A 14134-nucleotide genomic window follows, 5' to 3' on the forward strand; every position below is an offset into this window, starting at 1 on the left:
TAACCATGGAAATTATTGTAATGAAAAATGCTCATCTACAGTACAGTATAAAACGAACGTTGGAGGTAGACGAAATTATAAAACTTTATCTTGAAGGTGCTAGTACTACTGAAATTGCAAAGCTTTCTAATGTGTCTCCGAGATATATAAGAATGATTTTGTCTGATCATAATATTGAAAAAAGGCCGTTTGGTAGTTGGAAGCGTAAGTATAAGTTAAATGAAGATTATTTCAAGACTTGGTCTAAAAATATGGCTTATATCTTAGGTTTTTTTATAGCGGACGGTTTTGTCTCCAATGATTTTCAGACGATCGGATTCGCGCAAAAAGAAAAATATATTTTAGAACAAATCAGAGACGAATTAGGGTCTAATCAACCACTTTATCAAAATAAGCAAACCGGTGTTTATATGTTATATCTCAATAGCAAAGTTATGAAAAACGATTTAATGGAGATACATGGTATCACACCAAATAAATCACTGGATATAAAATTTCCGTATGTTCCAGAAGTGTATTTAAATCATTTTATAAGAGGCTATTTTGACGGTGATGGAAATATTAATTCTCATGGATATGTAGTCAGTTTTGTTGGCGGATCTTTGGATTTTATGACAGCATTAGAGAATCATTTAAAAGCTCGAGGATTTGAAATGTACTTAACCAAAAACGAAAAACATATTCGTTTACAGGCGTGTTGATTATCCAATAAAATCCAAAGGGTATAGAAAAAAGAGCACCTTTCCTGTAGAATGTGAGTAACGACACAAACAAACCCAGGAGGTGCTCTCTATGAACAAGCATACCACACTCCCGAATTTGATGTAAAAACTTGTTTCGGATGAAGAGATTCAACGGATTGCCGAAGCGGTTGGGTATCGTGATTCGTCTCGAACCTTTACGTTGCGCGAGTTGATTCACTTCTTCCTGCTGGCCGCCATGCATCAATGGAAAAGCTTTCGCCACGGAGCCGATGTGGGGCCTCTGTATGGATTGCCGCGATTTCATGATTCAACTGTATCCAAGAAAGCGAAAGAAGTTCCCTATGACATCATGAAACGCTTGTTGGCGTTGATCATTTCCAAGTGCAACCGCCAAACCCGCCGCTCGCTTCGGTTTCCCAAACCGCTTCGGGTGGTGGATTCGACGACCGTCACGGTCGGGAAAAACCGCCTGCCATGGGCGCCGTATCACGGCGAACGCGCCGGAGTGAAGCTGCACGTCGCGTATTCGCCGGAATCCTCGTTGCCGGCAGACGTGGTGGAAACGACCGGGCTGCGTCACGATGGCCCGGTGGGAGAATAGTTGACGAACGCTCAACAAGTGCTGGTGGAAGACCGGGCGTATTTCAAAATCGAACGCCTCGATCGATTTGTGGAGCAGCATCAGCTGTTTGTCATTCGGATGAAGGACAACATCGAACTTCATCAGAAAAAAAGCTTGAACCGCCTTCCGAGCGCATCTTCATCGGTTCAAGCCGACTTCACGTGCCAGTTGGGGACGAAACAATGCCGATCGACCAAGCGTCACCGGGTGGTGATCTTTCGAGATGCGAATGGCCGCGACATTCGGGTCGTGACGAACCTCTTTCATGCGTCTGCGGAAACCATTGCCGACATGTACCAACAACGTTGGACTGTTGAGATCTTTTTCCGTTGGGTGAAGCAATATCTGAATGTCCCGACCTTGTTTGGCACGACGGAAAATGCGGTATACAACCAACTGTTTGCGGCATTCATCGCGTATGTGCTGTTGCGATGGCTGTATGATCAAACCAAAAAACAGACGAACGCCTCTCTTTCCTTCATTTCGTTCGTTCGCCGTTTTTTCTCTGGGCAGCTTCCTCTCGATTGGAAATCCGGGATGGCCGCTGCTTTGTTTGAGTATGCCCAAATTTATGGAAGGCGTATGTCTAATTTTGGATAATCAACACTCGTGATTCGTTTATATATGAGCGGCAGAAAAAGGTACCGTCAAGAATTTTGTGTAATGTAAGATAGATAGGGTATCTGTTGCAGCAAGAAAAAAAGCTTTTATCGATGAATATCGAAAAAGTTATTGCGTTCATCAAGCATGTGAAACAGTTGGAATTACATTAGGAACGTATTATACATGGTTGAAGCGTGACAAATCATTTAGCGAAGAATTTTATAAAATTAAAGAAAGGGAAGTTAAGTAACTAATTTCGGTTGACATAATATAAAGTGAAACGATAAAAAAATGATAAAACAGTAAGTTAACTTAATAATCGCGAATAAACTTTGATAATTCGTACAAAAGAATGATAATTGCAGACAAAAAATAAATTGAGTTAATTTATAATACATATTAGCACGCGCGTTCTTATTTGTCTAGAAAAAGATAGCAAAATATGTAAGAGAGAAGTAGAATAAAATGTTCTAACTATTCAATCCCTCGACACTATTATTCACGATACACAAAACCTATTGCTTTCTTTGTTTGAATATCCACCAAAATTTAAGCAATAAATAATTTCTTAATTTGAACTAAAACGTAGCAGGGTGAATTTCCTATTGCGAATTGTCCTGCATTTTCTTTTTATATGAGCGTTATTTATTTAAAGTACAAAAGATACCCGTGGTGCTAGATAAAATCAGACAAGCATAAAAATAGCCCTTGCATGAGGAACTCCTTAAAATGAAAGTGCAACCAAACATCAAAAGGAGAGGTTCCCATGCAAGAGCACTTTCATTTTACAACAGATCGAGCCAAACTTCAAAAACAATATGCATCGATTTTGCTTTTTGTATCGGCTCAACTATCGAGTATCCAGATTCCTCTTCAACGTCGAAATCGTCATTTGTTGAAACAGAAAGACGAAGTCATCATCACCATCCATGTCCTTGGAAAGTTGTTGGGCTTCACTTCCGAACGGGCTTGGCATCGGTTTGTGATTGGGAATTTGTTTCCCAAGGACTTATTCCCTGAGCGTTCTCGGTACAACCGTCGCTGCCGAGCGCTTAGCTTTGCGATCAAGTGGATTCGGCACCAGCTAGCCAAGCGTGGGCAACACCATGCGTATGCGGTCGTGGACAGCTTGCCGATCGAGCTGTGTCATTCAGCTCGAATGCATCGCGTCAAACGATTCCGTGGAATTGCCGATATTGGCTATTGTGCTTCCAAAAGGGTCACTTTCTATGGGTGGAAACTTCACCTGCAGGTCACCGACCAAGGGCTTCCGATGGGATATGTTGTCACCGAAGCGTCTTGTCACGACCGGGTGGCCGCTGAAACCGTCATGACGCAAATTCCACATCCGTATAACCTAGGTGGCAAAGGGTATATCAGCCAAAAGCTGCAAAAGAAGCTGTACGAAGAGCACCGAGTCGCTTTTTGGACGCCCGTTCGAAAAAATCAGCGAATTCGCCAATCGGACGCATGGAAACAGTGGATGAAGCGAAAACGTAAAGTGGTGGAAACCGTGTTTTCGATTTTAGTCGATTCGTATCGGATCACCGAGATTCGAGCGAACTCGGTTTCTGGATTTGAAACGGCACTGGATGGTATTTTACTGGCTTACTCGCTTGTTGTTCTTGGGCTAGTTGAGCGTTAAGACTCAACTAGCACCACGGGTAAATAAAGATATATTTCAAGATTATGATATTGTATATTTAGTTACAGATGTTGAACCATTTAAAGATGAAAACTATATTTTGTCTCGCTTTGGGGAAGTAATGCTTATGGAAAAACCTGAAGATAAAATTTTTCCACCTCCCATTGGCGATGGCCGTTATACATATTTAATGCAATTTATGGATGGAAACCGAATTGATATGCATTTTATGCACACTAGTAAAGTGGATGAACTAATTAAGGATAGTTTGACAAAGGTTCTACTAGACAAAGACCACAATATTCCAGATATCCCACCTCCAAGTGAACAAAGTTATCTTATAAAAAAACCAACGGAAAAATTATATAACGATTGTTGTAATAGTTTTATATGGGGATTAGGATCTCATATTCCAAAAACTATTTGGAGACAAGAATTACCATTGTTAATGCGTTTAATAGATGTTGTTTTACGTGAGCCATTAATTCAAATGCTTGAGTGGCATATAGGAATTAAAACAGATTATAAATACTCAATTGGAAAAGGGGGAAGACATTTAAAAAAGTTCTTAGAGCCTGAAATTTGGAATGACTTTGAGAAGACGTATACAAATGCGAATTATGATAATATTTGGGATTCGTTATTTTTATTTCATGACTTATTCAAAAAAACAGCTAAACATGTTGGGCAAGTATATGGTTTTCCGTTTCCTGAAGAAGAATGCAAAAGAGCATTAGAGTTTCTAAAACACGTAAAAGACTTGCCGCAAGATGCAAAATCAATCTTTTAAATAAAGATACGATGGAGGGGAAAAGAGATGGGAGATGTAGCGATAAGAACAGCGAATCAAGAAGATATTCCGCAGCTTTGCAATTTATACAGATAATTGTTTTTAGCAGTTAAAAAATGAATGTATCAAATGACAAATAAGAGTATCCGTTTCATTGAATATTAACTCATACGCCACATTACTTGATATGGAGCATCTGCGGTCATGATTCTACGTAAAAGGGGAAATAAATTATATATGGTTTCACAGGCAAGATAGTCTATCATGACCGCCTATAAAGTTATAAATTTATAACAGAAATAGATGCATATGCTTAATTGCTAAATTGTGCTCCTTATCCCGCAGAAAACATCTCTTTTGATGAGAGTTTAATGTTTTCATATTTAGAAAATCCAGAAATTCTTTAATTTCTGTTCCTTTCTAACACGCCGATTTGATGACTAGTGATAAAGATCCAAGGTGATTCAACTCTTTGAGTATTAGTATTTATTGGCAGTAAAAAGTGAGGAAAAAGCCGTTCCTTATTATTAACTTTTTCATATATTTGGATTGTTTTATTGTTAAAATCAACCTTCTCCCGCTTCAAATCAACAACTTCCTGTCTGTGCATTCCAGTCGCAGCAAGCAATTAAAAAGCAGATGATATCGCCAGCTTTAACATGGTGTATTGCAATGAATTCTTTGGATGCCTACGAGGGAAGATGGTGTACCTTCTATATGTGCTGTATTAGCAGGCATATAGTGTCCTCCGTAAGGGACACTTTGGACATCCCTATATGGCTACTTCCCTTGTTGAACAGAGGAGGGCGGCTTGTTTCCTTTGAGCAACAACGGCCAAAGGAAACAAACAAGAATCCCCCACTTCCATCGTCCATTAGCCGGTAAGTGGGGGTAGTTCGATCCTTTTTGTACAGGAGGTGTTTGAATAATTAATGCGTTCCTAAAAACCCGTACATAAATAGAAAAGTAAAGATAAAGGTTAATACGGCACCTAGTATTGTTTGATTAAGTGTGTTTCCATTACTGTGTAAATTTTTTAAAAAGCTTGCTAAATTTAAAAACCACAAAACACCTATTATTGGTAAAACAAGTAAGTATATATATTCCATTTAAAGAACTCCCTTTTACTTGTTAAGTATAGATTAATACAAAAGTTATTAAAATATTTTAATTTTTATTCTTTTCTCTAACAAGATGGTGTTGCAAAACTAGAGTAAAAACTCGAAGTTATGTATAAGGATGCAACATAACACATGCAGTACATATCGATGAAATCCATACCATCTTGGCTGTTCCAACCCGTCACTCTTTAACTCATTAAATACTCGTTCAATCTCTTTGAGCAGCTGTGCATGAAAAACAGGAAATCCTTGTTCCCGGAACCACTTCGCCGCACGGGAAAACGTAGAAAGGTGAGGGACTTCACCAAGCCCACAGGCCCGTTGAAAACAGCGAAAACGCTGCAGGATGCGCACTAATTTTCGCAAGGAATCAATGGAAAAATAGGTTTTCAAAAAGAAACATTTCAACAACGATTTTTTCGACACCGGCCGTCTTCCTGTCACATACGGTGTTTCCGGCAATGATAGCGAGTCGATATACCGAAATAATGCTTCTAAAATTGGGTCAATTTCATAAGTCCATGCATGTTCGCTGTTCCAATTGGAAATCATAATAGTGTCCACCCCTTGGAGAGTTGTTTTTTTTGATCACTGTATATGATTTCCAAGGTGGTGGATTTTTTATGTGCATTTATGCATTCGTTATGCGTTTTGCAACACGTTCATATATTTACATTAATTAAAAAAAGTAAATATATATATTTACAATTATAACCAACCTAATAATAAATTATTGTTTACTTTATTGTCAACGGGATTTTGAAATACAGAGAAGGGATGTTTAGCATTGCCTCCAAAAATCGAACAAATCGCAACGAATATGATTCTTATCTTATCAAAATTTAATGTGTAACCATCATCGAAATAATATTCTGAATAGTTGAACATTATTTATTATTGCTGTAATATTCAGATTATAAGTAACCATAACAGTATTTAAACTTCAGGGGGGGAGATTTATATGTCTTTAAAAGTAGGAGATATCATTACGTTTGAACGGACTTTTACAGTGAAGGATGTTGAATTATTTACAGAGATTTCAGGCGATAAAGGGATTCATCATATAACCCCAGATGAACAAGGAAGGCTTGTAGTTCAAGGGTTACTAACGGCGACTCTGCCGACAAAAGTTGGCGGAGATTATAACGTACTGGCTCGTACGATGAATTTTGAGTTTCTAAGACCTGTATTTACAGGGGATACAATAATTTGTGAAGTTAAAATTGAAAAATACGAAAGGCAAGAAAATAATAGAACAGCTATTAGTGCATCCTTTTTATGTAAAAATCAGAATGAAAAAGTAGTATTAAAAGGCGATTTTTCAGGTGTAATACTTTAAATTCTTTATGCTTTCTTCAATTAACTGGAGCGCTAGAAGGGGAACCCCTTAGATATTGGGTTTCCCTAATTTTTATCTGATTGGCGATGGGGGTAATGCTTTCAGTGACGGAAAAAGAAATTTTTGGAACAGCTTTACGCACGTTTACAAAAATATATTGCGTTATCATGGCTATAATCGTATTGGTTTCATTTTACTTGTTTTTCTATAAAAGACTTTACTAAAAAGGTGCATGTTAAGTTAACGGGTTCGGTTCAGAAGTACAAAATCAAGAAAAACAGTACAAATAACAGCGTAATTAGCACAAAATTCGAACCAAATTTAACAAAGTAAAAAGCACATTAAAACGCTTGGGTTTATTCCAAGCGTTTTAAACTAAAATTATATTGACTTGTTCAATTAAGACTGTTACTAAAAGGTTACTACCGTACTTCAATTACAAAGGCATAACTTGAATCTCCCTTTTCCCATCTCGCTGAAACATCATACACATATACACCTTTTTCTTTTGGTAATAGTATCACATTATCATTTATTGGAACATTTTCTGTTTTTTCATTTGTAAGCCATCTATTTACTACTAATGTATTTTCTTTAGGCTCATCTTTGAATTCTATTTTCAATTGGGAATCTGGTGGTACAACCACAGGTTTTAGTTCTTGATTTTTAATGAGTTCTGGCGGAGAACTTGTATCGGCACAAACAGAATTAAGTAATCCATTCCAACAATACGAACCTTGTGCCACTTCTACCTTTTTTTCTCCAACAGTTATGGTTGGTAAAGGTGGTTTAGCACTAAATAGTTCAGTAACAAAATCCCCCCCAATGCCTAACGCAATTAATACTAATAATGTAATTAAAAACTTTTTCATACACTTCCCCCTCATGGGTTAATTTTCCCTTTGCTAACTTTCTGAGTAATCTATATATTCAGTTTAACATAAAATACCAAAATCATTAAAAAGGATTTAGTCAAAAAATATTGATATTTCAGCAAAAAATAAAAAACAAATCGTATACTGATTTGGTCCTATAAAATATCAAATCCCTTAAGGTTATTGCATATAGATTATTTCTTTTAAATCAAATTGTTTTTTTGCAATGCCTAATCGTTGAGCAGGTGTTCCTACTGTCTCCTTTGTTTTGTATGCTAAACAAAAATTGTAGTAAGTCCGAAGTATGGTAAGAGCCATTTGAGCATACTTTGAGTTAAAGTTTGAATAGATATAGCTTTTTCCGTCACCACGAGCTGTTATCAATGGTCTTTCTAAAATAGATAGCCGTCTTCGAATGTGCTGGATAAAGGTATTCGTGGCGTTGTCATTCACGATTAGCAATGTCCTTTGGTTCGAATGATGAAAGATTGGTTGTACAATCAATTCATCGAAATCCTCTGTCAATTGTCGCAAGTGGATGTTCAATCGAATTATCAGCGTATTCATAATGACTGCTGCCACCTGAAATGACTTTCTTATGAAATTGGTGTGTATGAAATAATTCTTCCAGTTTCAGAAAAGCCAATTTCTGCAAAGAACTTGTAATCATAACCAAAGTTAATTCCCCAGTTGATTAAATCCACTCCTGCTTGAATAAATTCCTCACGAGCTTGTTTCCGAGATTTTGTTTTATCCGTTTGACAAAGAAAATGGTGGGCATTAGATAAGCGAATTTCTTTGGCAAATACACGATAAAGGGAAGTCATCAATGAATTTATGTCCAATTAGCATCAATTTTAACACATATTTGGAATACTGTCTGTTGGTCAGCAGTCACTTGCTAATTATAATGCGATTAATGGTGATAAATTCAATAAAACATTGATATATCAACAAATAAAAGGAGTCCAATTCATATGCGAATTGAACTCCTTTTTGTATTACTTTTTTCAATTTTATACTCAACAACCAAACCCGTTATGTTAAATTGTGCCTTTTTGTATGTTATCCCAAAGAATAATCTAGCGGATGTGTAGAGAAAATAATCCAAAAATGGTTCTTTCGGGAGTTTTTGTTATTTCATCAGAACTCAAGACATCGCTAAAAGTATGAAAGCGGATGTGACACAATTAAAATGTGAAGATGATATGGTATACAGAACGTAACAAGAAGGATGCTAAAAATGAAATCGAAAACGAACAATAAAAAGTGGTCATTTTGAATCGATCGATAAACTGCATTCATACGGAGGTTTCTAATGAACAGGGATAAAGACAAGAAAGAAACTAAGAAAAAAGAGGAACAAACAAGTAATGAGGATAACGTCATACGGGAACTTGAAGAAGAATTTAATGCTGATATTCGGAAAGGACAGTTTGCTGCTGTCCTTTTTATACCCTTAAATCGGCATGTTGCAAGTCTGATTTTTCCACCTGAACGTTTGTCCTCAGTCTCCCCCTCATTCATTATTATCTAAATCACCCATTTTCATGAAAAAACATTTCCTAAACTTGACAAAAAAATGAATATAAAATATGATACATACATATGAACATATGCTCATATATAATAAATAAAGTGAGGGGAATCATCATGAAGATGGAAGACCATTCTTTCTTAAAATCTGAAACCATTGAAAATGTATCGCGAATATTTAAGGTATTAGCCGATCCAACACGAATCAAAATTCTTTATTTGTTATCGCAAGAAGAGTGCAATGTCAATCACATTGCAGAAGTGTTGGAAATGTCTCAATCAGCCGTTTCCCATCAACTTAGTATGTTACGAAATCTGAGACTGGTTAAGTATCGCCGTGAAGGAAAAACACTGTTTTACTCCTGCGATGACGAACATGTTATTTCATTATTAAAACAAGCCATTGACCATTCTGAACATCATTAAGGAGGTATTTTATCATGCATCATCATCACCACCATCATTCTCACGACCACCATGGTCATCACCATCACCACGGACATCACCATGATCACAGTAGAGAAGGAAATAAAAAAGGGCTTACAATTGCCCTTCTCATTACCGCTGGAATTATGTTGTTAGAGTTTTTCGGAGGTTTAATCACAAACAGTCTAGCTCTTCTTTCTGACTCTGGTCATATGCTTAGTGATGCCAGTTCACTTGTTCTTAGTCTAGTTGCTATTTGGTTTGCCACCAAACCAGCTTCCCCCAATAAAACGTATGGCTTTTATCGTTTTGAAATTTTAGCCGCTTTATTTAATGGAGTTACCTTGTTTGTTATCGCTGGATTTATTATTTGGGAAGCAATTGAACGTTTTTACAACCCACCAACGGTAGCTAGCGGCTCTATGATGATCATTGCGTCCATTGGTCTGTTTGCCAATCTTTTAAGTGCTTGGGCGTTAATGAGAAAAGGGGATGTGAAAAATAATGTCAATCTTCGTAGCGCTTATCTTCATGTGATCGGTGACGCCTTGGGTTCCGTAGGTGCTATCATCGCTGGGATTGTCATGTGGCTCTTTGATTGGTATGTCGCAGACCCCATTATTTCCATTTTGGTTGCCTTATTAATCTTGAAAGGTGCTTGGGGAGTTATTAAACATACGGTTCACATTTTGATGGAAGGAACGCCCATTACCATTGACCAAAATGAAGTGAAAAAAGCCTTAGAAAGTATTGAAGGAGTGGTTGGCGTTCACGACCTTCATATTTGGACCATTACTTCAGGATTGGACTCATTAAGTTGCCATATTTTGATTGAAGATCATCAAGACAGCCAAAAGGTTTTACAAGATGCCATTCACATGATTGAAGAAAAATTTAAGATCCTGCATACAACCATTCAAATTGAAACCTCTCAAATCCATCATGGGGAAATGAAAGTCTAGCGAAAAACAATATAGAGTGATGTCAGCTATTGTGATTATCGGCTTAAACGCATATTTATTGTTTAAGAAATAGTAAACCTCATTATCTTTTTGCGGATAATGAGGTTTATTGTTTTTATCTAATAGAATTTTTTGATGTAGCTAATTAAATGAATCACACGGTAAATATTGGGTTGATTTTTTTAAATTCCATTCTTTTTTTGTTTTTAATTCAAATAAACATTTGAATAATAAAAGAAATGGGGTATAATATATTCAAACGGAAATTTGAATATGAAAGAGGGATAATGAATGAGTAAGAAAGATACATGTGAAATTTATTGTTATGACGAAGAAAAAGTCAATCGAATACAAGGGGAATTGCAAAAAGAAGATATATCCAGTGTTGTCCTGTTGTTTAAAGCACTGGCAGATGAAAATAGGGCAAAAATTGCCTATTCACTTTGCCAAGATGAAGAGTTATGTGTATGTGATATTGCCAATATCATTGGGGCTTCTGTTGCAACCACTTCCCATCATTTACGGACTCTTTATAAACAAGGGATTGTAAAGTATCGAAAAGAAGGAAAGCTAGCATTTTATTCGCTGGATGATGACCATATTAAGCAGTTAATCATGATTGCGTTAGCACATGATAAAGAGGTGAAAGTCCGTGTCTGAACAACAAGCAAAATTATCTAAATCAGAAGCGAAAACCTACCGTGTTCAAGGATTTACTTGTGCAAACTGTGCGGCAAAGTTTGAAAATAATGTAAAATCATTGCCAGGTGTTCAAGATGCTAAAGTAAACTTTGGAGCATCTAAAATTACCGTTTGGGGTACAACAACCATCGAAGAATTAGAAAAAGCAGGAGCTTTTGAAAACTTAAAGGTTCGGGAAGATAAAGAAAAATCAGTCAAGCGTGAACCTTTTTGGAAGCAAAAAGAGAACATTAAAGTGTATATTTCCGCCGTTTTGCTTGTGATCAGTTGGTTTTTAGGGAAGCAATACGGAGAAGAGCATATCTTTGCGACAATTGGATATGCTGCAGCAATTTTAATCGGTGGATATTCGTTATTTATAAAAGGTTTCAAAAACCTAGTTCGATTGAATTTTGATATGAATACGCTGATGACAGTGGCGATTTTAGGAGCTGCAGCGATTGGTGAATGGGGAGAAGGTGCAACGGTTGTTATTCTATTCGCCATTAGCGAAGCCTTAGAGCGTTATTCCATGGATAAAGCTCGTCAATCCATTGAATCGTTGATGGATATTGCTCCAAAAGAAGCATTAATTCGTCGCGGAAATGAAGAAATGATGGTCCCTGTTGACGATATTCAAGTCGGAGATATTATGATCGTAAAGCCTGGTCAGAAATTAGCGATGGATGGAATCGTCATCAAGGGTACATCTACGCTAAATCAGGCTGCCATTACGGGAGAAAGTGTTCCAGTAACCAAAACAGTCGGTGATGAAGTCTTTGCAGGAACATTGAATGAAGAAGGGTTATTGGAAGTAAAAGTTACAAAACGAGTGGAAGATACAACTCTTTCGAAAATCATCCATTTAGTGGAAGAAGCTCAAGCAGAACGAGCACCTTCTCAAGCGTTTGTAGATCGTTTTGCCAAATACTATACACCAGCCATTATCATTTTTGCTCTTTTACTAGCCGTTATTCCTCCATTATTTATGGGTGCTGATTGGAGCGAATGGATTTATCGAGGTCTAGCTGTATTAGTGGTTGGTTGTCCGTGTGCGTTGGTTATTTCCACGCCTGTTTCGATTGTAACTGCCATTGGAAATGCAGCGAAAAACGGTGTGTTAATTAAAGGTGGTATTTATTTAGAGGAAGCAGGAAACTTAAAAGTGATTGCTTTTGATAAAACAGGAACATTAACAAAAGGTATTCCTTCCGTCACCGATGTAGTCACTTATAATGGCAATGAAAATGAACTAATGACCATTACAGCAGCCATTGAAAAAGGCTCACAACATCCACTTGCTTCCGCCATTATAAGAAAAGCAGAAGAAGATGGATTGAATTTTAATGATGTATCGGTTGAAGAATTCCAATCCATTACAGGTAAAGGGGTCAAAGCCAAAGTAAATAACGCAATGTATTATGTCGGAAGTCCAGGTCTTTTTGAAGAACTTCTTCCAAATGGCATCCAATCAGAAATAAAAGAACAAATTACAACCCTTCAAATACAAGGGAAAACGGTCATGGCATTAGGAACGGAAAAAGAAATTCTGGCGTTAATTGCCGTGGCAGACGAAATAAGAGAATCATCCAAAGAGGTTATTCGAAAACTTCATCAAGTCGGTATTGAAAAAACGGTAATGTTGACAGGGGATAACCAAAGAACAGCCGAAGCCATCGGAAAACAAGTCGGCGTTTCCGATATTAAAGCCGATTTACTTCCAGAAGATAAACTGAATTTCATCAAAGAGCTTCGTGACAAGCATCAAAGCGTGGCGATGGTTGGAGATGGTGTGAACGATGCACCAGCTCTTGCAGCTTCAACCGTTGGTGTGGCGATGGGCGGTGCTGGAACCGATACAGCCCTAGAAACAGCCGATATTGTCTTAATGTCTGATGATTTAAGCAAATTGCCATATACGATTAAATTGAGCCGCAAAGCTTTAGCGATTATTAAGCAAAACATTACTTTCTCTTTAGGGATTAAGGCATTGGCATTACTGTTAATTGTGCCTGGTTGGTTAACGCTATGGTTAGCGATATTTGCCGATATGGGAGCAACATTAATCGTAACATTAAACAGCATGCGATTGCTAAAAGTTAAAGAATAAACTTTGTGTTCAAAAAATGTAAGGGATGCCATTTGGTTATCCTTTTTTCATGATAAAGATATTTCTTTAATCAACTCCCATGGAAGAACGAATGAACTTCCATCATCTGTGATGTCGCGAAGCGATGCATGGGTGGCTAACGGGAGTCAATAGTAACATAATAAGATAAGAATTTTTGTTATTTTGACAATAAAAATGACAATGACAAAAAGCTCGGCTATTTGCCGAGCTTTCCAGTCTGAGATAATCTTATTATCATCTTTTACTTTGATAAAAATAGGTTCATCACCATTTTTTGTGAAAAACGCTCAATTCATTTCTCTATTCGTTGTATAATCTAGACTAACATCAGAGAGAGAGGGAAGATCGGTTTTCATCGTTTGAGAATGCAAAAGAAACCGATGCTAATACGATTGGAGGAGATCGGGCGCTTTCCGTTCACTGATCTCGATTCCCTCCTGTTGATGCCAATACATTCGAGCTTGGAACAGGGAGGGAGCAACCATACCAGAGCGCCAAATCGGCGCATAGCCGCTGAAGCGACTGACCCCCAAGCGAACCATCTCCCTATGCACATAGCGTCAGGAAGGCTTTAGCAGTTAAGGAATGCTGCCGTTGAATGAGTCCTACTTCTCGTTCCAGAAGGGTCAGTTCTTTGGCGGAAGGGGGTTGACGAATTTTTGATCCATGCCTTTACGTAATTTGATAGGTAATGGAATA

At 37.4% G+C, this 14134-nt stretch carries 11 protein-coding genes and 2 pseudogenes; 10 read left to right on the forward strand and 3 right to left on the reverse strand.

The window, feature by feature from the left end:
* Positions 1-20: 20 nt before the first annotated feature.
* The 4 genes and pseudogenes from QWV57_RS08520 (at position 21) to QWV57_RS08535 (ending at position 4364) form a co-directional block, all read left to right on the forward strand.
* Positions 21-701: a helix-turn-helix domain-containing protein gene (locus QWV57_RS08520; RefSeq protein WP_301101862.1), complete on the forward strand. Its 681-nt coding sequence runs from the start codon at positions 21-23 to the stop codon at positions 699-701.
* Between the two features lie 148 nt (positions 702-849).
* A pseudogene (locus QWV57_RS08525) lies at positions 850-1926 on the forward strand (IS4 family transposase).
* 769 nt (positions 1927-2695) lie between these two features.
* On the forward strand, positions 2696-3574 hold the full coding sequence (locus tag QWV57_RS08530) for an IS982 family transposase (protein ID WP_081212922.1): 879 nt from the start codon (positions 2696-2698) through the stop codon (positions 3572-3574).
* Positions 3564-4364 carry an aminoglycoside 6-adenylyltransferase gene (locus tag QWV57_RS08535; protein ID WP_020756812.1) on the forward strand — a complete coding sequence of 267 codons (801 nt, stop codon included), beginning with the start codon at positions 3564-3566 and terminating at the stop codon, positions 4362-4364. Before QWV57_RS08530 ends, QWV57_RS08535 begins: the two co-directional genes overlap by 11 nt.
* A 1208-nt stretch (positions 4365-5572) precedes the next feature.
* On the opposite strand, the gene QWV57_RS08540 is transcribed toward QWV57_RS08535, so the two are convergent.
* Positions 5573-6037, reverse strand: coding sequence for a transposase (locus tag QWV57_RS08540; RefSeq protein WP_033006966.1), 465 nt, complete (start codon positions 6035-6037; stop codon positions 5573-5575).
* 409 nt (positions 6038-6446) lie between these two features.
* Here QWV57_RS08540 and QWV57_RS08545 point away from each other — a divergent pair, with 409 nt between their 5' ends.
* Positions 6447-6824 (forward strand): hotdog domain-containing protein, encoded by a 378-nt coding sequence (locus QWV57_RS08545; protein ID WP_020756557.1) that lies wholly within the window; start codon positions 6447-6449, stop codon positions 6822-6824.
* Between the two features lie 422 nt (positions 6825-7246).
* Here the strand turns inward: QWV57_RS08545 and QWV57_RS08550 are convergent, their stop codons facing one another.
* Positions 7247-7696, reverse strand: a complete 450-nt coding sequence (locus QWV57_RS08550; RefSeq protein WP_079936108.1) for a hypothetical protein — start codon at positions 7694-7696, stop codon at positions 7247-7249.
* A gap of 183 nt (positions 7697-7879) precedes the next feature.
* Positions 7880-8532, reverse strand: a pseudogene (locus QWV57_RS17955) (insertion element protein); the annotation flags it as partial.
* A gap of 485 nt (positions 8533-9017) precedes the next feature.
* Here QWV57_RS17955 and QWV57_RS08565 point away from each other — a divergent pair.
* From QWV57_RS08565 to QWV57_RS08585, 5 genes are all read left to right on the forward strand, one after another.
* Positions 9018-9236, forward strand: a complete 219-nt coding sequence (locus QWV57_RS08565; protein WP_190300103.1) for a hypothetical protein — start codon at positions 9018-9020, stop codon at positions 9234-9236.
* A 116-nt stretch (positions 9237-9352) separates the two neighbouring features.
* Complete coding sequence (locus QWV57_RS08570) at positions 9353-9661, forward strand: ArsR/SmtB family transcription factor (protein WP_011230084.1); 309 nt, start codon at positions 9353-9355, stop codon at positions 9659-9661.
* Positions 9662-9675: 14 nt separating this feature from the next.
* Complete coding sequence (locus QWV57_RS08575; RefSeq protein WP_020754456.1) at positions 9676-10623, forward strand: cation diffusion facilitator family transporter; 948 nt, start codon at positions 9676-9678, stop codon at positions 10621-10623.
* 291 nt (positions 10624-10914) lie between these two features.
* Positions 10915-11283 carry an ArsR/SmtB family transcription factor gene (locus QWV57_RS08580; protein WP_011230088.1) on the forward strand — a complete coding sequence of 123 codons (369 nt, stop codon included), beginning with the start codon at positions 10915-10917 and terminating at the stop codon, positions 11281-11283.
* Positions 11276-13414 carry a heavy metal translocating P-type ATPase gene (locus QWV57_RS08585; RefSeq protein WP_190300104.1) on the forward strand — a complete coding sequence of 713 codons (2139 nt, stop codon included), beginning with the start codon at positions 11276-11278 and terminating at the stop codon, positions 13412-13414. The genes QWV57_RS08580 and QWV57_RS08585 overlap by 8 nt, the downstream gene beginning before the upstream one ends.
* The last annotated feature ends 720 nt before the right edge of the window (positions 13415-14134 follow it).

The organism is Geobacillus zalihae (assembly GCF_030414215.1).
GTDB classification, from domain to species: Bacteria; Bacillota; Bacilli; order Bacillales; family Anoxybacillaceae; genus Geobacillus; species Geobacillus zalihae.